Source organism: Neisseria sp. HMSC074B07 (assembly GCF_001810355.1).
In the GTDB taxonomy this organism is placed as follows: Bacteria; Pseudomonadota; Gammaproteobacteria; order Burkholderiales; family Neisseriaceae; genus Neisseria.
In genome coordinates, this window is the sequence record NZ_KV800927.1 from 1 (window position 1) to 22,349 (window position 22,349).

General features: G+C 47.2%; 21 protein-coding genes. 12 read left to right on the forward strand and 9 right to left on the reverse strand.

Annotated features, from left to right (window positions below; all coding sequences use genetic code 11):
* The 3 genes from HMPREF2726_RS05505 to HMPREF2726_RS05515 all read left to right on the forward strand — a co-directional run.
* Positions 1-686 (forward strand): DUF2345 domain-containing protein (locus HMPREF2726_RS05505; protein WP_246827867.1); only part of this gene is annotated, 686 nt, incomplete at its 5' end.
* A gap of 40 nt (positions 687-726) precedes the next feature.
* Positions 727-1,632, forward strand: a complete 906-nt coding sequence (locus HMPREF2726_RS05510; protein ID WP_009313109.1) for a hypothetical protein — start codon at positions 727-729, stop codon at positions 1,630-1,632.
* Between the two features lie 437 nt (positions 1,633-2,069).
* The gene (locus HMPREF2726_RS05515; RefSeq protein WP_049223164.1) at positions 2,070-2,582 is read left to right on the forward strand and encodes a hypothetical protein; all 513 of its coding nucleotides are present in this window, start codon (positions 2,070-2,072) and stop codon (positions 2,580-2,582) included.
* 849 nt (positions 2,583-3,431) lie between these two features.
* Here HMPREF2726_RS05515 and HMPREF2726_RS05525 read toward each other — a convergent pair.
* The 6 genes from HMPREF2726_RS05525 to HMPREF2726_RS05550 form a co-directional block, all read right to left on the reverse strand.
* Positions 3,432-4,436 carry a quinone-dependent dihydroorotate dehydrogenase gene (locus tag HMPREF2726_RS05525; protein ID WP_009313107.1) on the reverse strand — a complete coding sequence of 335 codons (1,005 nt, stop codon included), beginning with the start codon at positions 4,434-4,436 and terminating at the stop codon, positions 3,432-3,434.
* A 131-nt stretch (positions 4,437-4,567) separates the two neighbouring features.
* The gene (locus HMPREF2726_RS05530; protein ID WP_009313106.1) at positions 4,568-5,098 is read right to left on the reverse strand and encodes an alpha/beta hydrolase; all 531 of its coding nucleotides are present in this window, start codon (positions 5,096-5,098) and stop codon (positions 4,568-4,570) included.
* A 10-nt stretch (positions 5,099-5,108) separates the two neighbouring features.
* Positions 5,109-5,453, reverse strand: a complete 345-nt coding sequence (locus HMPREF2726_RS05535) for a hypothetical protein (protein ID WP_009313105.1) — start codon at positions 5,451-5,453, stop codon at positions 5,109-5,111.
* Positions 5,440-6,219: an exodeoxyribonuclease III gene (locus tag HMPREF2726_RS05540; RefSeq protein WP_003758273.1), complete on the reverse strand. Its 780-nt coding sequence runs from the start codon at positions 6,217-6,219 to the stop codon at positions 5,440-5,442. Before HMPREF2726_RS05540 ends, HMPREF2726_RS05535 begins: the two co-directional genes overlap by 14 nt.
* A 378-nt stretch (positions 6,220-6,597) precedes the next feature.
* Positions 6,598-7,371, reverse strand: coding sequence for a transferrin-binding protein-like solute binding protein (locus HMPREF2726_RS05545; RefSeq protein ID WP_009313104.1), 774 nt, complete (start codon positions 7,369-7,371; stop codon positions 6,598-6,600).
* Between the two features lie 179 nt (positions 7,372-7,550).
* Positions 7,551-8,189, reverse strand: coding sequence for an acid shock protein (locus tag HMPREF2726_RS05550; RefSeq protein ID WP_070602549.1), 639 nt, complete (start codon positions 8,187-8,189; stop codon positions 7,551-7,553).
* A gap of 128 nt (positions 8,190-8,317) precedes the next feature.
* Here HMPREF2726_RS05550 and hrpA point away from each other — a divergent pair, with 128 nt between their 5' ends.
* The 4 genes from hrpA to HMPREF2726_RS05570 all read left to right on the forward strand — a co-directional run bounded on the left by hrpA (position 8,318) and on the right by HMPREF2726_RS05570 (position 15,856).
* Complete coding sequence (gene hrpA, locus HMPREF2726_RS05555; protein WP_094113224.1) at positions 8,318-9,712, forward strand: ATP-dependent RNA helicase HrpA; 1,395 nt, start codon at positions 8,318-8,320, stop codon at positions 9,710-9,712.
* A 117-nt stretch (positions 9,713-9,829) separates the two neighbouring features.
* Positions 9,830-10,411 (forward strand): hypothetical protein, encoded by a 582-nt coding sequence (locus tag HMPREF2726_RS05560; protein WP_070602562.1) that lies wholly within the window; start codon positions 9,830-9,832, stop codon positions 10,409-10,411.
* Positions 10,412-10,571: 160 nt separating this feature from the next.
* On the forward strand, positions 10,572-12,149 hold the full coding sequence (locus tag HMPREF2726_RS05565) for a phosphoethanolamine transferase (protein ID WP_210399680.1): 1,578 nt from the start codon (positions 10,572-10,574) through the stop codon (positions 12,147-12,149).
* Between the two features lie 68 nt (positions 12,150-12,217).
* Positions 12,218-15,856, forward strand: coding sequence for a DUF3418 domain-containing protein (locus tag HMPREF2726_RS05570; protein ID WP_070602554.1), 3,639 nt, complete (start codon positions 12,218-12,220; stop codon positions 15,854-15,856).
* A 50-nt stretch (positions 15,857-15,906) separates the two neighbouring features.
* On the opposite strand, the gene HMPREF2726_RS05575 is transcribed toward HMPREF2726_RS05570, so the two are convergent.
* The 3 genes from HMPREF2726_RS05575 to HMPREF2726_RS05585 are packed head-to-tail and all read right to left on the reverse strand — an operon-like array spanning position 15,907 to position 18,091.
* Complete coding sequence (locus HMPREF2726_RS05575) at positions 15,907-16,722, reverse strand: hypothetical protein (protein ID WP_094113226.1); 816 nt, start codon at positions 16,720-16,722, stop codon at positions 15,907-15,909.
* Between the two features lie 32 nt (positions 16,723-16,754).
* On the reverse strand, positions 16,755-17,315 hold the full coding sequence (locus tag HMPREF2726_RS05580) for a hypothetical protein (protein WP_070602556.1): 561 nt from the start codon (positions 17,313-17,315) through the stop codon (positions 16,755-16,757).
* Positions 17,306-18,091: a TIGR04255 family protein gene (locus HMPREF2726_RS05585; RefSeq protein ID WP_070602558.1), complete on the reverse strand. Its 786-nt coding sequence runs from the start codon at positions 18,089-18,091 to the stop codon at positions 17,306-17,308. The genes HMPREF2726_RS05580 and HMPREF2726_RS05585 overlap by 10 nt, the downstream gene beginning before the upstream one ends.
* 159 nt (positions 18,092-18,250) lie before the next feature.
* On the opposite strand from HMPREF2726_RS05585, the gene HMPREF2726_RS14105 reads away from it, so the two are divergent.
* From HMPREF2726_RS14105 to prfB, 5 genes are all read left to right on the forward strand, one after another.
* The gene (locus HMPREF2726_RS14105; RefSeq protein ID WP_168163273.1) at positions 18,251-18,403 is read left to right on the forward strand and encodes a hypothetical protein; all 153 of its coding nucleotides are present in this window, start codon (positions 18,251-18,253) and stop codon (positions 18,401-18,403) included.
* A 36-nt stretch (positions 18,404-18,439) separates the two neighbouring features.
* Positions 18,440-19,945, forward strand: a complete 1,506-nt coding sequence (locus HMPREF2726_RS13005; protein WP_094113227.1) for an SWIM zinc finger family protein — start codon at positions 18,440-18,442, stop codon at positions 19,943-19,945.
* Positions 19,946-19,956: 11 nt separating this feature from the next.
* Entirely contained in the window at positions 19,957-20,115 is a 159-nt protein-coding gene (locus tag HMPREF2726_RS14110) for a hypothetical protein (RefSeq protein ID WP_168163274.1), read from the forward strand.
* Positions 20,116-20,340: 225 nt separating this feature from the next.
* Positions 20,341-21,009 (forward strand): XAC2610-related protein, encoded by a 669-nt coding sequence (locus HMPREF2726_RS05595; RefSeq protein WP_070602560.1) that lies wholly within the window; start codon positions 20,341-20,343, stop codon positions 21,007-21,009.
* A gap of 164 nt (positions 21,010-21,173) precedes the next feature.
* Positions 21,174-22,277, forward strand: coding sequence for a peptide chain release factor 2 (gene prfB, locus HMPREF2726_RS05600; RefSeq protein ID WP_039407069.1), 1,104 nt, complete (start codon positions 21,174-21,176; stop codon positions 22,275-22,277).
* Positions 22,278-22,349 lie beyond the last annotated feature (72 nt).

Sequence of the window (22,349 nt, forward strand, 5' to 3'; positions counted from 1 at the left end):
GTCTGAAAGACGCCCTCAAAGACCTGAAAGAGGCAGGTTTGATCCAAACCGCCCCCGCCGGCATCGCCACCGCGACACAACAAAGCCAACTGCACACTGCCAATGAAAACATCCACCTCGTCAGCGGCAGCCATACCGACATCACCGCCGGACAAAGCCTGACCGCCCATGCTGTAGAGAGCCTCAACCTGTTTGCGCAAAGCAGCGGCATCAAGGTACAGGCTAACCAGGGCAAAGTGGAAGTGCAGGCACAGAATGACGAGTTGCAGCTGAATGCGTTGAAGGATGCGGTGCTGACCAGCAGCGCGGGCAAAATCACCATCGCGGCGAAGGAAGAGATTCTGATTACCTGTAAAGGGGCGTATATCAAACTGGCGAACGGGGAGGTGGAGATTGGGAGTCCGAAGTTGGTTAGGGTAAAGGCGCCGATGGAGGTGACTGGGGCAAGTAGTTTTAATGATTTACAACTTCCCATATTTTTAACAAAAGAATTATACGATATACGATATGAGTTTTTAGATAAGCATGGAAATCCTTATATCAACGCCGATTATATTGCTTTTCTAGAGGATTATCAGGTAATTAGAGGAAAAACAGACAAGAATGGTCTTACTCAAATTTTTTACTCGAATGACCCCAAAAAAGTTAAAGTGCATTTAATACAAGGCACAGAAGATAATATCTAATATGAATATTTCAATACCATCTAAAAAGAAGGAACAAATAATGTCGGAAAAACAAAAAATGTATAGTTTTAGTGTATATGCTAAAGTAAGAACTAATGTTTTAAAACATAAATTATGCTACGACCTAAAAATACATAATAGAAATGGAAGTACTATTTTGTTCTTAAAAAAACAACCTTTAGGACTCAATGGAATGATTGGTCCACATGAAACTCGTAAAATTCCAATAAATTCCGCAAATAGTTATATTAAAGAAGTTATGTTGTATAAACTAATTGGTGGGAATGCTATACCAGTGCGTAAGCAGCCTTATATTATTCCTTACCCATTAGAAAATTTTAAAGGAAATACAATTAATCCTAAATTGCTGGAAACCACGTTAGATTACTTTGAATCAGAGGAGGTTCATGAAAAAAATAAAGTTGTTACAGTAGCAATTTCAAAAAAAGAATGTGTTTATGTTGAATATTTAAACGAACCTTTCCGGATATTTGCACTTAATTGTCTACCTGTTGAAAATATTGGCTGCCTAAATGGGCATTTAATGGTACATGGCACGATTAGCGTAAAAGACGGAGAAGTCTTTGTTTATGCTGAAGGTACAACTCCAGCAGCTCATCCTACTACTGGTGATGGTACTTTACATTTTCTAGGGAAAGCTACTTTGTATGATGAGCACAATATTCTCAAAGAAGAATTTTTCAAAGTTGGGAATTATATGTATGAAGCAGAAGAACATAATTGGTTCACAAAACCTAGAGCAAACCCTTTTTCACCACGCAAAATTATTGGACACGTTAAGATACGATTACCAAAACCAACATGCCGGAATAATTTCCATTTAGAGGTTGAATTTTCTTATCAAATTGAGCGCCCTGGTGCTGGTAGTCCTACATCATTAACCACTGCAAAAAAGAACTTTAAACTACAAACGTTCATAAAATGAAACAATAAACATATTTATAAGTCCTCTAATAAATAACTAGGAAAATTTCTCTTTACAACATGATGTTAAATAAACCTACCAAGTAAGAACCTGCAATTTTTTTATGAATATTACATTTTTTATTTCTTGAATATATTTTTGAATATCATCCATTAAACAAAAACATTATATACATAAGCAAACCTAGGATGGATTTAAAAGCTAGCTCCCACAAAGGTCGTCTGAAATTTTTTCAGATGACCTATCAAATACAGATCAAAAAGTAGGCTACTGCTCTAGTAATAACGTCTGCAACAAATCGTTTCGATAAACTATTTGATTTGTACGCGCTTAATGGCTTTTCCTCATAGTAATAAGTCTGCTTTGAACTGAATTTTCTTAGTTATCCGTGATAGTCCTTTGATTAAAACTGCAATTCGCCTTAAAAAGGTGTATCCATGAAGAAATTTATTAAATTAGCTTTAATCTCTTTAGGCACGCTATCTGCAATCATATTTATACCATTTCTGATATTAATGTTCAGCTATGATCAACATGATGATAATTATTACAAAACTCCTGCTGAGTTTTTAAATTCCAAGTCATTTTCATGGTACATTGATATTTTTCCCAAAAGCAGCAGCAATATATTCTTGAGGACTTTTGTTGAAACAAATGAAATGATCGTTATTTTTGAAGCAAATAAAGCAGATGAAATACCCTTTTCCCAACTTTATCCTATAACTTCTAAAGGGATAGAATATTTAAAAAACTTCAATATTCCTGCTTCCCAAAAACAATCTTTTTTGGATAACGGTAAATTATATTGTTATTTTTATTCAAACAACTCTCCTTATTTGGTCAGTAAATACTATTCAAACAATCCTGATCTAGTACATTATATGTTTACATCACTCCGATCCGAGGAAGCTTTAGAGCTTTGTCCTTCAAATACCGTAAAAACGCATTAGCTCAATCCTGATTCAAATACCATCTCGGGTTTAGGATTCAAAAAACCATTATATTTTCTTCATATACTGAAACATGGGCATCAATTCTATTATTAATATCTACTTGCCAAGTATTGCTTTATTCATTCTTTTTATTTTTCTTGTTATTGAGTGGAAAAACGACGTGGAACTGAGAAAAAGAATGAAAGATATGAATTTCTTTGAAAGAAATTATATTTTCCCTAATTATTTTTATATATATACTGCAATATGGACAATAACTCTATTGATGCTACTTATTCATGAACCATTTTTTTATTTTATGTTTTTATTTTGTTTATTATTCTCTGGAGGGTTTATTCATACCGAAAGAAAAACAAGTCAATTGAGAAGTTTTATGTATGGAATGTATTATGGAACTCTATTTGTTCTCATAATCTGGTTGATTAATTTAAAACTGAATATAATTTCTTTACCTGATTAACAGGCAAGTGGAAGTTTTGCTGGAAATCCGACATTTTTAGGTAATTTGATGACCTCACTCCAAACTGCTTGTTTTTTATGAGAATATATTTGAATAAACATCGTAACGCTTTATGTAAAGCCCCCGTCCTGATGGTAAAAAGCTGGGACAGACATTACGGATAAAGTTTAATGCGGAGAAATCTTGTATGACTCAACTTCAGGTTATTTCAAGCAATTCCTCTTTAAAAGAAAAATATTATGTTTCTTAATAGCAAATAATATTGTTTGGGAATTTATCCTTCAATAGGTTATTGAGATCTGAATCTCCGTTAAAAAGGTCGTCTGAAAACCGTTTAAATCCAGTTAAACCGGTTTTCAGACGACCTTTTGTGTTGGAAATCGTGTTTACTTCAACGCTGCCAGACAATCCTTCACTAATGCCGGGCCTTTATAAATCATGCCGCTGTACACTTGGACGGCGGCTGCGCCGAGGCGGATTTTTTCTGCGGCGTCCTTGCCGTTCATAATACCGCCGACGCCGATAATCGGCAGCTTGCCGTCTATGTGTTCCGCCAATATTTTCAGCACTTGGTTGCTTTTTTCGCGCACGGGCAGGCCGCTTAGACCGCCCTGCTCGCCTGCGAGCGGATGGCTGCCGAGGCTTGATTTGTCGATGGTGGTATTGGTGGCGATGATGCCGTCCATTTCGACGGATTTGACGACGTGGGCGATGTCTTCAATTTGTGCTTCATCTAAATCGGGAGCGATTTTGACGGCGAGCGGGACGTATTTTCCGTGCGCGGCGGCAAGCTGCGCCTGTTTGTTTTTCAGGGCTTCGAGTAGCGCGCTCAGTTCGTCGCCGCCTTGCAGTGCGCGGAGGTTTTTGGTGTTGGGTGAGGAAATATTGACGGTAATGTAACTTGCGTGTGCGTAGGCTTTTTCGAGGCAGATTAGATAGTCGGCGGCGGCGTTTTCGATGGGGGTGCCGGCGTTTTTGCCGATGTTGATGCCCAACACGCCTTGATAACGGCTTTTTTCGATGTTTTGAATCATGGCGTCGATGCCGTGGTTGTTGAAGCCCATGCGGTTGATGATGCCTTGGTGTTCGGGAACGCGGAAGAGGCGCGGCTGCGGGTTGCCGGGCTGCGGTTTGGGCGTGACCGTGCCGATTTCGAGGAAACCGAAGCCGAGTGCGCCCAATGCGTCTATGTATTCGCCGTTTTTATCGAGTCCGGCAGCCAGTCCGACCGGATTGGGCAGGTTGATGCCCATGAGTTTGACGGGCTTGATGCGGTTGTCGGAAATCGGAAGCAAACCGAGTTTGTATACTTTGTTGAGCGCGTCGAGGGTGAAATGGTGGGCTTTTTCGGCATCGAGTTTGAACAGCAGGCTACGGGCTAGGGAATACATGGGTTTCTTTCGGATGATTGGCAAACCGCCGTATTTTACCCGAAACTGTTACTTGCCTGCGAAAAGGTCGTCTGAAACCTGATTTCCGGTTTCAGACGACCTTTTCTGTTTTATCCTTGCAAGTGTTTTGTTCAACTCAAGAGCATTTCCTGCATCAGCTTCATGCCCCATTGCCAGCCGCCGAGTGCGCCGTTGAGCGTGCCAGAGTGTGGCGACAGGAGGAGGCGGGCGTTCCACAGGTTTGCCCGTTCTTCCGCCCAGTTGCGCAGCATGCCGTTTTGTTCGGCGATGACAAGCGCGGTGCGGCAGGGGCAACGGACGCGCTGGAAGGTGTGTATTTCATCGTCGGGGAAGGCTTCTGGACGCGGCGACACAAGGATGATGTTGACGATTTTTTTCTGTGTCAGGATGTCGGTTTGGTAGAGCCACGCCAGAAAAGCGGATACGCCTGCGCCGTGTACGACGACGGCGATGTGTTCGCCGCTGATGCCTTCAAACGCTGTTTGAATATTTGCCTGCCATTGGGCGATGCTTTGATTGGCGGAAGCGGCAGCGGTTTGGACGACGGGATAGCTGACCGCCCAGCGGTCTATCCACATTTCTGCTTCGTCCGCGTCGCGTATTAAAAACAGCGTTAGGTCTTCGAGTTCGAAAGTTCGCATTTCAGACGACCTATTTGAGCAAATCGTTGAGCGTAAAGGTAATCAAGAGCACGGCGGGGACGCTTAAAACGGCACAGGTGGCGAGGCAGATCAGGATGTTGGCAATCAACCGCCAGCCTTTCCAACCGAAACACTTGGCGGCAATCATGAGGCAGGGCAGTGAAAACAGCAGCCACACAACTGCCCAAAGCGGATTGGCGCGGGTCATTTCAACCCAGCCGGACATCCGCGCCAGCATGAATATCGTCCACACCAGCATAGGCAGTACAAACGCGGCAACCACCCATGCCGCGCCTATGCCGGTTTTACCGTTCACATTCCAATCGTATTTGCCGAAAACTTTATTGGGCAGCATAGTCGTACTCCACGACCAAAGGCGCATGGTCGGAAAATTTCTCATCTTTATAAACATGCGCGGACACCGCTTTGGCGGCGAGTTCGGGCGTAACCATCTGATAGTCGATGCGCCACCCGACATCTTTCGCATACGCCTGTCCGCGGTTGCTCCACCAAGTGTAGCCGGGGTTGTCGGGATAGAGCGTGCGCCACATATCCGTCCAGCCGAGCGTATGGATGACTTTGCCTATCCATTCGCGCTCCTCGGGCAGGAAGCCTGAGTTTTTCTGATTGCCTTTCCAGTTTTTCAGGTCGATGTTTTGGTGGGCGATGTTCCAGTCGCCGCAAACGACAATATCGCGCCCCTCCGCCTTCATGGCTTCAAGCATGGGATAGAACGCGTCTAAAAAGCGGTATTTCAATTCCTGCCGCTCCGGCGCGCTGGTGCCGCTGGGCAGATAAAGCGAAATCACCGATAGCTTGCCGAAATCGCAGCGCACAAACCGCCCTTCCCTGTCGAATTCTTCAATGCCCATACCGATTTGCACATTGTCAGGTGCGCGTTTGCTGTACACCGCTACGCCGCTGTAACCGCGTTTCTCAGCGCAATGCCAATGGCCGTGCATCCCGTGCGGATTCTTCATTTCGTCGGACAAATCGGCTTCCTGCGCTTTGAGTTCCTGCACGCAGACAATGTCCGCGCCCGATGCGGCGATGTATTCGTAAAATCCTTTTTTGTAGGCGGAGCGGATGCCGTTGACGTTGGCGGAGATGATTTTCAGCATAATTTTGTGCTTTGGAATATTGGTTTGAGAAGAAAAACGGATTGTAACCGATATAGAGGAATCGCTACAAAACCGCTCTTCCTTTTTGCTGCAACTGTTTGTGAACGCTTCAACATTACCTTTGCGGACCAACCATAAAAATAGGTCGTCTGAAAACGGATAACCAAACCGTTTTCAGACGACCTTTCCCCTTGAGGTGGTTCGACGATTCAAAATTTTGTGCTTTTTTCGTTTTTAAATACTTTCTGCTTGAGTAACAAGGCCCGTAAGATGACCAACTTTACCGTGCCGTTGCTACACATTTGATATTTATGCCGAAAGTCGTGAAATTTTGAGTGTCTGCACCCCTTGTAAAAAAGTAAATGCAACTTTCACTTTTTATTGTTTTTGGCCGGCAAACGTCCCTACGATTTTACCGACCTGATAAACACCGGCTGTCTCTGCGGCTGCGGAACCGAAGAAACCGCCGTGTATTTCTGCCGTCGGGGTGACGGAAGAAAATCTGTTGCCGTTGATATCCGCATCAACGGTGAGCGTTTTGTTGAAATAGCCGAGGCTGCCACTGACTTTTTTGCTTTCGAAATCAGCAGTCAGACGGCCTGTACCGTATGCCTGCGCCAGAGTACCGCGCACGCTGACGGTCGATACGTCGTAAACTGCCTGTCCGATTTTCGGCATTTCTGCTTCACGGGTAAAATTACCGTTGAAGAAAGCGTAATTGTTTTGCGACTCGGTCTTCACGATGCCGGCAACCGCATCGGGTGTACTGTGGTGCAGGACGTAATTGCCGCCAAAATTGGCAAGGCGTTTATTCTCCGAACCGCCGACGCTGTCCCGCCAGCCGTTTTTAAAACTCTCGCCTTGTACGGCTGCAAGATCGACCTCTACGCCTTCGATGGTAATCTTGTTCCAATCGGCATGATTGAATGCCACTGCGGAATCAGAAGCATTGTTTCCGCTGAAAAATTGTTTTCCGGATTCCGGTTTTTCCGATTTTGCAGCTACCGGCAATGCGGAAGCTGCGTCTGCCGAGGGCAGGGCTTGGGCAGATTTTGGAGCCTGTGTCGGCGTGGATTGCGTACTGGGGGAAGAGCTGCCGCCACCGCAGGCAGATAGGGCTGCAACACACATCAAAGCAAGATATTTTTTCATAATTTTGTTCTTAAAATTGTTATCTGACGAAGACAGGAACGCATTCTAAGCACAAACAATATGACTTTGTAATAAATATGCCAAACGAGCATTTTTTGCGACCAACGGCAATAATAAAGGCCGTCATAAAGTACACATTTACTTTTCAGACGACCTTCTAACAACCTTTTTATCAGCGTTCAGCTACATTGTTGGCGCAAAGCTTTGTCACGCTCCATCTGCACATTAATCTTATTCACCAAGTCCTTATCCAACAATTGGCTCTCATAATGATCCTGCACCGCATCCAAAGTTTGGATACAGGCGGTTTTGTTGTTTGCCTGACGGTAAGCATCGGCAGCATCGTTGGCGGCAGTCACTGTTTCAATCGGATTAAGGAAGTCGCCGCACTGTTTCAGATAATTTTGTTTGATATCCGCAGCCTGTTCGAATTTTCCTGAACGTAAGGTCGTCTGAAAACGGTTTTCCATCTTTTTGACACCTTGTTGCGAACAAACCTGCGGCAGTTTGTAATACTCCGACGGGAAAGATACACCCGCGCCGCAATAATTTTCGCAGCCCTCGGCATCCACTTTTACCTCATCCCCCTTGAATTGGAACGATATTTGGCAGCCTTCCCCATCTTTCCAAACCTTATTCTTATCCATTTTCCCTTGCGCGCCACATATATGCCCGCGTTCGTTGGCAGATTCAATATTGAACTGATTGCCGTTGATTTTCAGCCAGTCGTGGGCAATGGGTTGTTTCGTTCTGTACTCCGCGGCAAATGCCACGCTGCCCATGCTCATCGCCAAAACCAAACATAAAACTTTTTTCATAAATATTCCTTTTCATTAAACAATACAGCCTGCCTGCAATAGAGGTCTCCATAGTACCCATACCGATTAGGCAAAGCCAGTTTGCTATAATACTACCATTTTTATTCTCACCGACATCCGCCCGTACCATGCCCCATCTCGATTTCTCCCAAACCCTCTCCAAAGACCGCCATTTCCTGCAATCCGCCTTCAAAAATCCCAACAAATACGGCGGCTTGTCCAAAGTCGAAGAAAAATACCAAAAATCGCACGACCTCTATCTGCAACGCCTGTCCAAACTGCCCAAACCCGAGTTCGACAACACCCTGCCCGTTCACGAAAAGCTCGAAGAAATCAAAAAAGCCATTGCCGAGAATCAGGTAACGATTATTTGCGGCGAAACCGGTTCGGGCAAAACCACGCAGTTGCCCAAGATTTGTCTGGAACTCGGGCGCGGGGCGGCGGGGCTAATCGGGCATACCCAGCCGCGCCGTTTGGCCGCGCGCTCAGTGGCGGAGCGGATTGCCGAAGAGTTAAAATCAGAAATCGGCAGTGCGGTGGGCTATAAGGTGCGCTTTACCGACCACACCTCGCGCGATGCCTGCGTCAAACTGATGACCGACGGCATCCTGCTGGCGGAAACCCAGACCGACCGTTATCTCGCCGCCTACGACACGATTATCATCGACGAAGCGCACGAACGCAGCCTGAACATCGACTTCCTGCTGGGCTACCTGAAACAGCTGCTGCCGCGCCGCCCCGACTTGAAAGTCATCATCACCTCGGCAACCATAGACGCAGAACGCTTCTCCCAACACTTCAACGGCGCGCCCGTGCTGGAAGTGAGCGGGCGCACCTACCCCGTCGAAATCCTCTACCGCCCGCTGGCCAGCAAAGACGAAGACGACGCAGAAGTGGAGCTGACCGACGCGATTGTCGATGCGGCGGACGAATTGGCGCGACACGGCGAAGGCGATATTTTGGTGTTCCTGCCGGGCGAACGCGAAATCCGCGAAGCCGCCGAAGCCCTGCGCAAATCCACACTGCGCCGCAACGACGAAATCCTGCCCCTGTTCGCACGCCTGTCGCACTCCGAACAGCACAAAATCTTCCACCCCTCAGGCGCGAAACGCCGCATCGTGTTAGCAACCAACGTCGCCGAAACCTCGCTCACCGTACCGGGCATCAAATACGTCATCGACACAGGCCTCGCACGCGTCAAACGCTATTCCGCACGGGCAAAAGTGGAACAGCTTCATGTCGAAAAAATCTCCCAAGCCGCCGCCCGCCAACGCTCCGGCCGCTGCGGACGCGTCTCCGCAGGCGTGTGTATCCGACTGTTTTCAGAAGAAGATTTCAACAGCCGCACCGAATTCACCGACCCGGAAATCGTCCGCAGCAACCTGGCTGCCGTCATCCTGCGCATGGCAACGTTGAAACTGGGCGACGTGGCGGCATTCCCATTCCTCGAAGCGCCGGACCAGCGGTATATCAATGATGGATTTCAGGTGTTGTTGGAATTAGGGGCGGTGGAGGTCGTCTGAAAAGCATAGGACGGGCATAAATGTCCGACGAAGATGGATGAAGCTATAAAACATATTTTGGACATAATTGTCCGACCTATCTGTTAGAAAATTAACAAAAAAATATGGAGTATGAATATGAGTGATTATGACTTTTTGTGGGAAATGCGAGACCTTGGTTATAGTAATGAAGAAATTATGGAAGCCGCAGCTTGTGGATATGCACCTTACGAGGCTATTTATTTAGATGATGATAGAAATACCCAAATTATTGATGATTTATTTGATGATATAAAAGATTGGGATACGAATGTTCAAGTCAGTTATGAAACAATTAAAGACGAAGAAACTGCTTATTTTAAAGAGCAAATATTTAATAGTTTAATTGAAAATGCAAAAGAATATTATTCACTTACAGGAAGATATTTACAAATTTGGGGAGAATTAGGCGAACTTTATGCTGAATTAGAATACGGATTAAAAAGGCATAAGGACGTTAACCACGAAGGTTCTGATGGTTTCATTAACGGAAAACTGGTTGAAGTGAAAACCATATCTCCTTTAAAACAACATAACCAAGTAGTCGTGAAGAAAAAAGGAAGTTTTGAGCAACTATTGATTGTACGAATCAGTAAAAATTTTGAATTTAAAGCCAAATTAATTTCAAGAGATAAACTGAATGGAACAACTGGAAAATTCTTAAAAGGAAAAATTAAATAAAGAGTAGATTGGACATTCATGCCCGACACAATCCGACAAATGACAAACCATTTTCAGACGACCTCGTTTTTTTAAAAAACAATTTGTAAACAGATAGCTGCTGAAGAATACCGTTGCCGAGCCCCCAAACCGAGCCTGCAACTTTTATTGTGAACTTCCCATTATGAAAAAATCCCTTTTCGTTCTCTTTCTGTATTCATTTCTACTTACTGCCAGCGAAATCGCCTATCGCTTTGTATTCGGGATTGAAACTCTGCCGGCTGCAAAAATTGCGGAAACGTTTGCGCTGATATTTGTGATTGCTGCGCTGTATCTGTTTGCGCGTTATAAGGCTTCGCGGCTGCTGATTGCGTTGTTTTTCGCGCTCAGCATCATTGCCAACAATGTGCATTACGCGGTTTATCAAAGTTGGATGACGGGCATCAATTATTGGCTGATGCTGAAAGAGGTTACCGAAGTCGGCAGCGCGGGCGCGTCAATGTTGGATAAGTTGTGGCTGCCTGCGTTGTGGGGTGTAGCGGAAGTCGTGTTGTTTTGCAGCCTTGCCAAGTTCCGCCGTAAGACGCATTTTGCCGCCGATATATTGTTCGCTGCGGCGATGTTGCTGATTTTTGGACGTTCATTCAGTACGACGCAGGAACACGGTATTTCGCCCAAACCGACATACAGCTGCGTCAAAGCCAATTATTTCAGCTTCGGCTATTTTGTCGGGCGCGTATTGCCGTATCAATTGTTTGATTTAAGCAAAATCCCTGTGTTCAAACAGCCTGCGCCAAGCAAAACCGGACAAGCCAGTATTCAAAATATCATCCTGATTATGGGCGAAAGCGAAAGCGCGGCGCATTTGAAACTGTTTGGCTACGGACGCGAAACTTCGCCGTTTTTGACCCAACTGTCGCAAGCTGACTTTAAGCCGATTGTGAAGCAAAGCTATTCCGCCGCGTTGATGACGGCAGTCTCCCTGCCCAGCTTTTTCAATGCGATACCGCATGCCAACGGCTACGAGCAAATCAGCAGCGGCGATACCAATATGTTCCGCCTCGCCAAAGAGCAGGGTTACGAAACGTATTTTTACAGCGCGCAGGCGGAAAACGAGATGGCGATTTTGAACCTAATCGGCAAAAAGTGGATCGACCATCTGATTCAGCCGACCCAACTCGGCTACCGCAACGGCGACAATATGCCCGACGATAAGCTGCTGCCGCTGTTCGACAAAATCAATTTGCAGCAGGGCAAGCATTTTATTGTGTTGCACCAACGCGGTTCGCACGTCCCATACGGCGCGCTGTTGCAACAACAGGATAAGGTGTTCGGCGAAGCCAATATCGTGGACAAATACGACAGCACCATCCACAAAACCGACCAAATGATCCAAACCGTGTTCCAGCAGCTGCAAAAACAGCCTGAAAACAACTGGTTGTTTGTCTATACCTCAGACCACGGGCAGTATGTGCACCAAGACACCTTCAACCAAGGCACGGTACATCCCGACAGCTACATCGTACCGCTGGTGTTATACAGCCCTGATGCCGCCGTGCAGCAATCCGCCAACCAAGCCTTTGCGCCTTGCGAAATTGCCTTCCACCAGCAGCTTTCAACTTTCCTGATTCACACGCTGGGCTACGATATGAAGGTTTCGGGCTGCACCGAAGGCTCGGTAACGGGCAATCTGATCACAGGCGATGCGGGCAGCCTGAACATCCGCAACGGCAAAGCGGAATATGTTTATCCGCAATAAGGCGGCGCAAACCTACGAACCCTATAAATTGAGACCACGTCGGACATGAACGCCCGACCTAAAAAACTATGCAAAACACTAAAAATCAAGCACGCGGCTCAGGCATTCATGCCCGACACAATTCGACAAACGACAAAACCGTTTCAGACGACCTTCAAAACGTTTCGGGCAATATCGTCGCCCCTCCCCGCTACCGCCTGACCAAACTCGGCGAACAAATGGCGCGCCTGCCCATCGACCCGAAAATCGCACGCATTTTGCTGGCGGCGAAGAAACACGACTGCATGGCGGAAATATTGGTGATCGCGTCCGCGCTGTCGATTCAAGACCCGCGCGAGCGGCCGTTGGAAGCGCGCGATGCCGCCGCCAAGGCGCACGAGCGTTTTACCGACAAGCAGTCCGATTTCCTTGCCTATCTGAATATTTGGGACAGCTTCCAGCGCGAGCGCGACAAGGGTTTGTCCAACAAGCAGCTGGTGCAGTGGTGCCGCCAATATTTCCTGTCGCACCTGCGGATGCGCGAATGGCGCGAGCTGCATCACCAGCTTGCCCAAACCGCGATTGAAATGGGCTTGACCACCAAGGAAGCGGCTTTCAGACGACCTCCCGAAGTCAGGCAGCTCACGTCGTCTGAAAACCAAGGCGACCAAGACCTATCCGCCAAACTCAAACAAAAACAACTGGATAAGAAACAACACCGCGCCCAAATCCGCGCTGCAAAAGAAGCGGGCTACGAACAAATCCACCGCGCCCTGCTCACCGGCCTCATCGCCAACGTCGGCATGAAATCGCCCGACGGCAACGACTACACCGGCGCGCGCGGCAGCCGCTTCCACCTTTTCCCTGCCTCCGCCCTGTTCAAAGCCAAAACCAAATGGGTGATGGCGGCAGAACTCGTTGAAACGACAAAACTTTATGCACGCGACGTAGCCGCCATCCAGCCCGAATGGATCGAGCAGGAAGCACCGCACCTTGTCCGCTACCACTATTTCGAGCCGCACTGGGAGCAAAAACGCGGCGAAGTCGTCGCCAACGAACGGGTAACGCTCTACGGCCTGACCGTCTTGCCGCGCCGTCCCGTGTCCTATGGCAGAATCGCCCCCGAAGAAGCGCGCGAAATCTTTATCCGCAGCGCGCTGGTGGCGCAGGAATGCGATTTGAAAGCGGAATTTTTTGTCCACAACAAAAAGCTGATTAAGGAAATTACCGAACTCGAACACAAATCGCGCAAGCAAGACGTGCTGGTTGATGACGAAACGCTGTTTGCGTTTTATCACGAACGGCTGCCCGATTTTTATACGACGGATGCGGTTTCAGGCAGCCTGCATCCTGCAAATCCGCAGCAAACCACCCCCTCCCCCGTAGGGGAGGGCAAAACAGTTGCCACACAAACCAACTTTTCCGCAGCCGCAGCAAACCCTCTCCCTACCCCTCTCCCGCAGGAGAGGGAACAGAGTGCCGCAGTTTCAACGGTTTCAGGCAGTCTGAAAACAATGTCTTGCGAAGCAAGGCTGAATTTCTGCGAAGCTAAAACTAAAACCGAAAGCAGCCTGCACTCCCAAAGGCTACCTGAAAACCACACACCCCAGTTTTCAGACGACCTGCGTCCTGCAAACCCTCAGCAAACTACCCCCTCCCCCGTGGGGGAGGGCTGGGGAGAGGGCAAAACAGTTGCCGCACAAACCAACTTTTCCGCAACCGCAGCAAACCCTCGCCCTAACCCTCTCCCACAGGAGAGGGAACAAGGTGCCGCAGCTTCAACGGTTTCAGACGACCCCAAAGCTCAAAGGCTACCTGAAAACTCCCTATGCTACGCCGACGGTCAATCGATACTGCTGGGTGACCGTGTAACGATCGACAGCAAACAATGGCACGGCAAAATCGTTGCCTTGATTGCCGAGCAGCAATGCGACCCGTCCATCGGTTCCGCCGAAGAATGGGCGACATTACAAAGTGGCGTAATGGCGCCATTTGACGAAGCCGGCTTGGTACACTATCCCGATGCTGAGACTGCCGACGAACTCATCTTATTGGCACGAGCGGATGCAGCAGATGTCCTAAAATCTCAAAAGCGCAACGTAGGGTGTGTGGCGCAAGCCACGCACGCGGATTCCAAAGATACGGACAACCGCGTGCGTGAACCGAGTTTACATACCCTACAAAATGTTTCAGACGACCCCAAACCCAAAAAGCAGCCTGCACCCCAAAAAAACCGTCTGAAACCCCTCCCCCTCGCCGACATCCGCACCTTCCAAGCCTGGCTCAAAACCGCCGAGCGCGACAACCCGCGCCTGCTGTTCCTCAGCCGCGACGACCTCATGCAGCACGCCGCCGCGCACATCACCGAAGAACAATTCCCCAAACACTGGCAAACCGCAGACGGCAAATTCAAACTCAGCTACCGCTTCGAGCCGCACCACCCGCTCGACGGCGTTACCCTCACCCTGCCGCTCACCGTGCTCAACCGCATCAGCCCCGCCGCCCTCGAATGGCTCGTGCCCGGCATGATACGCGAAAAAATCCAGTTGCAAATCAAAGCGCTGCCCAAGCAAATCCGTCGCATCTGCGTGCCCGTGCCCGAATTCATCACCCAATTTCTAAGCCAAAACCCCGACCGCAACACCCCCATCCTGCCCCAACTCGCCCAAGCCATCGCCAAAACCGCAGGCGACATCCGCATACTCGAGCAAATCAATCAAGACGAATGGGCCGCGTTTAGGCTGCCCGAACACTGCTATTTCAACCTCCGCATCATCGACGACGGCGGACAAGAATTAGCCATGGGGCGCGATTTAATCCAAATCCAACAACAACTTGGCAAAGCCGCCGCCACCACCTTCCGCGACAACACCCAAGAATTCGAGCGCGACAACGTTACCGCATGGGACATCGGCACCCTGCCCGAATCCATCAAATTCGCCCGCGGCAAACAGCAGCTCACCGGCTACCTCAGCCTGCAAAAAGAAAAAGACGGCCGCATCGCCCTGCGCCTGTTCGACACATCTGCCGCCGCCGAACAAGCCCACCGATTAGGCGTGATCGAACTCATGAAACTACAACTAAAAGAACAAGTTAAAGACCTGAACAAAGGCATCCAAGGCTTCACCCAAGCCGCCATGCTGCTCAAACACATCAACGCCGATACCCTGCGCGACGACCTCACCCAAGCCGTCTGCGACCGCGCCTTTATCGGCGAAGACGAGCTGCCGCGCAACGAAAAAGCCTTCAAAGAACAAATCAAACGCGCCCGCAGCCGCCTGCCCGCCGTCAAAGAAGCCCTCAGCCGCTACTTGCAGGAAACCGCCGCCGCCTACGTCGAACTCAACGGCAAACTCGGCAAACACCCGCTCACCCACCTCATGCGCCAACGCCTGCAAACTCTGCTCACCGCCGGCTTCGCCACCCGCACCCCGTGGGCACAATGGCCGCGCCTCCCCATCTACCTCAAAGCCATGACCCTGCGCCTCGAAAAATACAGCAGCAACCCCGCCCGCGACGCAGCCCGCGAAGCCGACATACAGGAATTAGAACAGATGTGGCAGGAAAAAACCGACGGTTTGGTGAAACAAGGACAACCCATTTCAGACGACCTCGCTGCGTTTAAATGGATGATTGAAGAATTGAGGGTGTCGCTGTTCGCGCAGGAATTGAAGACACCGTATCCGGTGTCGGTGAAGAGGTTGAGAAAAGTTTGGGAGAAATTATAAATATAAAGCAGGATCATCATTTATAGTTCATAATTGATGATCCTGCTCTTTTAAGGCAATTTAGTCTCTGACGGAAGAGGATGATCACTTTTATAAGATAAATCATCCAAAATAAATCGCTTATATCTTTTTAAAGTTGCAACTGAAATTCCTTCCTCTGGCAATATTAGAGGACCAACAACATCCATATTTGCCTCACGCATCTTTTCAGCGTATTCACTTGCGATTAACCTAACACTTTCTGAATCTTCTTCTGGCATCTTTGATATATCATGCGCAACTATTATCAATAAATTTACAGAATAATTTTTATCTTCTTCTATCTCTTCATCAGGGGTAATTTCCACATAGATCCCTAAAATATGCTCGCTACCTTTTTCTGTAAATTTTCTGCGTTTATCTTTCTTCCATTTTTCATCAAAACGCCGATCAAATTCCGTGGGTAATGCAGGACGTTGATAGCGACCAGCCAACCAAGCGACAAATTCTTTTAAAGAATTTAATTCTAGTTCGATATAAGATTCAGGTATTAAGCTCTCTGGGAAATCATCTTTCAACAAGCAAATTTTCTCATGAGCCTTAATTTCCAAAGATAAACGTTCTATTTGTCCCTCATTATCAACAATAGCTTCAATATGCAATTTCCTTGGATGTTTGTTATGAGCAAAATTTCCATCCATCTTGTCTTTTTTTCTTGCAATCATAAACTCAATCATTGGTTCTTGAGCATGAGCAATATCACAAGATTGTGAGGCTACAACCAAGTAAATATCTTCAGTTATTCCAACATCCGGATAAAGACAAATAAGGGTGGGTAAATCTTTCTGTTGAACAAACCCACCCTGTCTCCATCCCGCTGATTCCATCCAATGTCGCACTCTTTTAGCCTCCAAATAAGTTAGAACAATCCCTTCTCACTTCGAGGACTTAAAAGATCAATTCGACTACCTGCAAATAATATCTTTTCAGCATTTAAATCTTCTTCGACCAATAGATCTAATATACTTTTACCATTAAGTATTTTTTTTTCCAAATCATGTCTATTTCCACTGAAACCAGCATTTGACCAATTAGTTGCAAGCAAAAATAAATCAAAGATACGTTTTCTTTTTTCTGAAGATCGGATATTTCCTGTTTTCCAATTATGAAGTGTCTTACGACTCACTCCAATAATTTTTGCTAATTCATCATTAGATAAAGAAAAAGTATTTTTAATATTTTCTAAATTACTAGGTAATTTTTCTATAATTTCTAAAGATTTACTTATAATAGTAGATCCTGATCGCTCCATACCAATAGTAGCTTTTAGATCAAAATTACCACTTTTGATAAGTGTATATCTTTCAAAATTTTCATATGAGTTTTTTGGAGATGAGATACTAGAGCCACTTAACACAAAGACCAAACCAGCCCCAACCAACCCAACACTTGAGTATCTTATGCCGTTAATTAATTCCATTTTGATTTACCCTTATCAGTTGTGATATCCCAAAACGCTTTACGACTGTATTCATGCATTTTTTCTAACTTTAGAATAAGATCATCTAATTTAAAGTCTGGATTATCGCTTTCTTGTGATAAATTTATATCCCAAAAATGATCAAAATCCAAGAAAATTCTTGTTGCCATATGATTATTTGCCTCTATTTTTATTGGTAACATCATATCTGGCCACATTGGCAGAGCTTTGTGTGCGTACATAGAACGCACAACCATGCAACCTTCAGCTGTTTCTAAGACAATTTCATTGATATGTTGATTCATCTCTCCTACAGACGACAAAGAATTGCTCGCATATAAAAAACTTTGTACATATTCTTCAATATTCTCATTATTTTCTTCTGTTATAGCATCATTGTATCTCAACCCAATCCTTAGCCATAAACTTGGATTTACAATTTTAATAAAGGCTTCTAGTGCTTTTTTGCATTGCTGCTTGAAACCATCAAAACGATCATATTCACTAGTAACATAAACTAACCGATTCGAATTGAGAGTAATAGCTTGTTTCTTACTCTTTGATTGCAAAACCCATTCTGTTGTAGTATTTATTCCAATACCACTCGGGGAAATTTGAAATTCTTGATTTTGTTGCGTATCAATGAGTGGGAACTCCTGACGGAGTTCATCTTGCAATGTTGGTATATATTTCTCCATTTCTAAAATAGGAGAAAAACGAAACTCTGCTAAAACAAATACTAATGGTTGTTGTGAGAGCTTTTGATAGGTTGTCATAATGGCACCTAATAATGATGTGTCAAGAGATACGAACCTATTTTACACATAAAATTACACATAGGGTAGCCCGTGCCATGTAAATAAGTCGTAGCTTATGTCTTTCGAGATGCCTATATATATACGAAACACATAGAACCTAGACTTTACACGCAAAGTATGTGTAGAACGCACACACTCAGTCTTTCTAAACAACTCCCCTTTCTACCCACCCCAAAAGGTCGTCTGAACCCCATTTTCAGACGACCTTTTGCCTCCTTACAAAACAAATCTTCCCACTACCCTCTCCCCAAACGTCGTCTGAACCAGTAAACTCCCCATATTTCAACAACTTATTGGAAACCAACCATGCCCCGTATCCACCCGCTCCACCTGTTCCCGTCCCATATCGCCGAACGCGGCCTGTTGTATTTTCAGCAGGGCAAGGTTCGCGACGTCCAAAAAACTTCCGCAGGGCGTTATCGGGCGGAGGTGCGTGGTTCGGAAAACTATTCGGTATGGCTGAAGCTGGATAGCGATTTATACATTAAGGACGGGGGCTGCGATTGCCCTTATGGCGGGGCGTGCAAGCATATGGCGGCATTGTGGTATGCGGTGCGCGCCCAAACGCCGGACGGGCAGCCGGACGAGCCCGACGCGCAGCAGCCTAAACAGGGCGGTAATCCGTATCGGCAGCAGCTCTCCCGAATCTTTTCCCGAACCCGATATTATGATTACTACGAAGCTGCCGATTTGGGCATCAGGCTGCAAGACTGGTTGGAAGATGTGGCGCAAGAGGGGACGGCGGCGTTGGCGCAGGCTTTGCCTCTGTTGATACCGCGTTTGCAGGATGCTTTTGAAAAGGCGGACGATTCGGACGGTAGGTTGGGCGATGCTATGTATATGGCAATCGGCCTGCTGGAAGAGGTAGTCATGGAAAACGTCACTAAGCGCTTGATCAATTTTTTGGACAAATGCTTGGACGACAGCCGCTATTTTGAATACTCCGAAGCGAGCAATAAAATCTACCAAATCCGCGCCCGAATCTGGCGGCTACGCGGCGAATGGCAGGCGTGGCAAGATTGTGTGAATAAACGTTTGGCAGTTGCCAAATTGGATTGGGATTATGAATTTTGGGCATTTGAGGGCTGGCAGGTTTTGCAGACGAAAGGCGATACTGCTGCCGCGCAGGATTTTTTCAGACGACATCTGCGCCTGCCGAAATTCAGACAAATTGCGGTAGAACAAGCAGTCGGGCAGCAAGATTGGGCGGAAGCGGAACGCCTCTTGCGCGAAGGTATCAGCATTGCCGAAGCTGAAGGAACACTCGGCACAATGCACAAATGGAAGCTGCAACTTTTCGATGTATTGAAGGAAACCGGTAAAAATGTACGCGAAATCGCAGCGGATTTGGCGTTTTCCACCAGCCTTTCATTGCCGCATTACGAAGTGTGGAAAGCCACGTTTTCCTCTGCCGAATGGCCGGATGAATTCAACCGCCTGCTTGCGCGCTTGTCGGGCCAATATTCGCTGCAAGCCGAAATATTGGAGCATGAACAGGAATTCGACCTGTTGCTCGCCCTATTGCAGCAACATCTTTCGTTGTACATGATGGAACGTTTTGCCCCGTCTTTCCCCGAGCCGTATCACGACCAAATCGTGGCTTGCTACCTGAAAATCTTTGCGGCTCAAATCAATAAGGCAAGTAACCGCAATCAATACCGCCAGCTCTTTAACCAATTAAAGATACTCCGCCGCCAATATTCCGCACAACGGCAGGCAATGGAAGACTTCGCCGACGAAATCAGGGAACGATATAGCGACAAACCGCGCCGGCCTGCGTTGCTGGAAGAATTGGATCGGGCGGGGTTTTAGGGTGCAGGAGGTTGGATTGGGCGCGTCGCGCTTTCATACGCCTGCACATCACACAAAACTTGGAATCTGCGTGCAGCCTTTCTAAACTCTCCCTTTCCAACCAAACCAAAGGTCGTCTGAAACTCATTTTCAGACGACCTTCACATACCATGTGCAATACTTCCGAATAAGCTACGCCGCCAATCGTACCATCATACGCACGAACCTTTCCCGCCTATCTGCACACCTTTCCTGCTTTCAGACGACCTTTTGTCATTTTGTAAAGCAAGGATAAGAAAATTATGAAAGAATACCTGTTTGGCTTAATTGCCCTTGCTGCCTGACATGAAGAGGGTTACTCTTCTGCATAATTTTGATTTCATTACCCGGTCGGGGTTAAACGTAAAGGAACTTTGATGAAAAAATACCTCATGCTATTTGCTCTTTTCGCCGCTGCCGGCACTCAGGCAAAAGAATTTTTCCGTGTGACCGATCTGCCCGACGGCTGGCAGGCGCATATTTCTGTCGAGGGCTGCAAAGACAATCATTGCGGCGGCAAAGGCGCGGTGTTTTTGTATCACCCTAAGAAGGAAACCACAAATGTTTTTAAGAGTGACGACCTGATATTTGAACGCGGCGAAGGCAGCAAAATCTCTGCGGCAAAAAGCCCTTTGATTATGAAAGACTTTACCTTTGACGGACTCAAAGATATTGCTGTTGCGACCGGCAATAAAGGCCCTAAAAACTCTCCTACATACGATATCTACGAGCAAGGCGAGTATGGTGATTTTAGCCAAAGTTATTCACTGACTGAATTGACCAAGAATTACATGGGTATGTTCCGCGTCGACAACAAACAAAAAGCCCTGATTGTGACGAATGAAGTCGACTGCTGCACCCGCATCGAAGAACGCTACCGTTACAACCACGATGAGTATAGTCTGGTGCCGTTCTACTCCCGTTCAGTCGATACCTCTGACGAGGACAAGGTCGTGGTAACTGAAACCCGAACCGACCGTCGTGGCAACGAGAAAACCACTACCCGAACCTACACTCCCGCACAATGGCAGCGTCTGAATAAATAATCCGGTCAGACCGGATATGAATCCGCCACATGGCTGGCGGATAATGCAAACGCAAAGGTCGTCTGAAAACTTGAGATTCAGGTTTTCAGACGACCTTTATCATAGAAAAAAGCCCGCAAATCCCTTACAATACGCCCCTAAAATTTTGAAAGCACACAAGAATCATGGAAGCCGAAGTAATCAACCAGCTCAACAACACCCTGAACGATTTGGAAAAGCGCAGCGAAGACATCCGCGTCTATATGGACTATCAGGGCAAGAAAGACCGATTGGAAGAAGTCATCGGCCTTTCCGAAGACCCTGAGCTGTGGAACGACCCGAAACGCGCCCAAGAAATCGGCAAAGAGCGCAAAATCCTTGAAGGCATCGTGTTGACGCTCGATAACATCGCATCGGGCATCGAAGACAACCGCATGCTGATTGAAATGGCCGTCGAAGAAAACGACGAAGAAGGTTTCGCCGCCGTGCAGGAAGACGTGGCGGGACTGGAAAAACAGATGGCAGATTTGGAGTTCAAACGGATGTTCAACCAGCCCGCCGACCCGAACAACTGTTTTATCGACATCACCGCAGGCGCGGGCGGTACGGAAGCGGAAGACTGGGCGGGTATGCTGTTCCGCATGTACAGCCGCTACGCCGAGCGTAAAGGCTTCAAAATCGAAATCCTCGAAGAAGACGACGGCGAAATCGCAGGCATCAACCGCGCCACCATCCGCGTGGAAGGCGAATACGCCTACGGCTTGCTGCGCACCGAAACCGGCGTTCACCGCCTGGTGCGCTACTCGCCGTTTGACTCGAACAACAAACGCCATACGTCGTTCTCATCCGTGTTCGTGTACCCCGAAATCGACGATTCTATCGAAATCGAAATCAACCCCGCCGATTTGCGCATCGACACCTATCGCGCATCGGGCGCGGGCGGCCAGCACATCAACAAAACCGACTCCGCCGTGCGTATTACCCACGAGCCGACGGGGATTGTGGTGCAGTGTCAAAACGACCGTTCGCAACACGCCAACAAAGCCGCTGCGATGGAAATGCTGAAATCCAAACTGTATGAATTGGAAATGCGCAAACGCAACGAAGAGAAACAGGCGTTGGAAGAAGGCAAGTCCGATGTGGGTTGGGGCAGCCAAATCCGTTCGTACGTCTTGGACTCCTCGCGCATCAAAGACTTGCGCACAGGCTACGAAGTCGGCAACACCAAAGCCGTATTGGACGGCGATTTGGACGGCTTCATCGAAGCCAGCCTGAAACAGGGCGTGTAACCCTCAAAATATCAAAAGGTCGTCTGAAAACCATAGATTTCGGTTTGAACTGCACCCCAAAAGTTGGACATC

Bases quoted from the DNA above. Each gene is read 5' to 3' on its own strand.
- HMPREF2726_RS05585 (WP_070602558.1), bottom strand. From the start codon at position 18,091: ATGACAACCTATCAAAAGCTCTCACAACAACCATTAGTATTTGTTTTA.
- HMPREF2726_RS14105 (WP_168163273.1), top strand. From the start codon at position 18,251: ATGTGTAGAACGCACACACTCAGTCTTTCTAAACAACTCCCCTTTCTA.
- prfB (WP_039407069.1), top strand. From the start codon at position 21,174: ATGGAAGCCGAAGTAATCAACCAGCTCAACAACACCCTGAACGATTTG.
- HMPREF2726_RS05575 (WP_094113226.1), bottom strand. From the start codon at position 16,722: ATGGAATCAGCGGGATGGAGACAGGGTGGGTTTGTTCAACAGAAAGAT.
- HMPREF2726_RS05580 (WP_070602556.1), bottom strand. From the start codon at position 17,315: ATGGAATTAATTAACGGCATAAGATACTCAAGTGTTGGGTTGGTTGGG.
- HMPREF2726_RS05530 (WP_009313106.1), bottom strand. From the start codon at position 5,098: ATGCGAACTTTCGAACTCGAAGACCTAACGCTGTTTTTAATACGCGAC.
- HMPREF2726_RS05525 (WP_009313107.1), bottom strand. From the start codon at position 4,436: ATGTATTCCCTAGCCCGTAGCCTGCTGTTCAAACTCGATGCCGAAAAA.
- HMPREF2726_RS05545 (WP_009313104.1), bottom strand. From the start codon at position 7,371: ATGAAAAAATATCTTGCTTTGATGTGTGTTGCAGCCCTATCTGCCTGC.
- hrpA (WP_094113224.1), top strand. From the start codon at position 8,318: ATGCCCCATCTCGATTTCTCCCAAACCCTCTCCAAAGACCGCCATTTC.
- HMPREF2726_RS05595 (WP_070602560.1), top strand. From the start codon at position 20,341: ATGAAAAAATACCTCATGCTATTTGCTCTTTTCGCCGCTGCCGGCACT.
- HMPREF2726_RS05550 (WP_070602549.1), bottom strand. From the start codon at position 8,189: ATGAAAAAAGTTTTATGTTTGGTTTTGGCGATGAGCATGGGCAGCGTG.
- HMPREF2726_RS05510 (WP_009313109.1), top strand. From the start codon at position 727: ATGTCGGAAAAACAAAAAATGTATAGTTTTAGTGTATATGCTAAAGTA.
- HMPREF2726_RS13005 (WP_094113227.1), top strand. From the start codon at position 18,440: ATGCCCCGTATCCACCCGCTCCACCTGTTCCCGTCCCATATCGCCGAA.
- HMPREF2726_RS05570 (WP_070602554.1), top strand. From the start codon at position 12,218: ATGCAAAACACTAAAAATCAAGCACGCGGCTCAGGCATTCATGCCCGA.
- HMPREF2726_RS05535 (WP_009313105.1), bottom strand. From the start codon at position 5,453: ATGCTGCCCAATAAAGTTTTCGGCAAATACGATTGGAATGTGAACGGT.
- HMPREF2726_RS05560 (WP_070602562.1), top strand. From the start codon at position 9,830: ATGAGTGATTATGACTTTTTGTGGGAAATGCGAGACCTTGGTTATAGT.
- HMPREF2726_RS05515 (WP_049223164.1), top strand. From the start codon at position 2,070: ATGAAGAAATTTATTAAATTAGCTTTAATCTCTTTAGGCACGCTATCT.
- HMPREF2726_RS05540 (WP_003758273.1), bottom strand. From the start codon at position 6,219: ATGCTGAAAATCATCTCCGCCAACGTCAACGGCATCCGCTCCGCCTAC.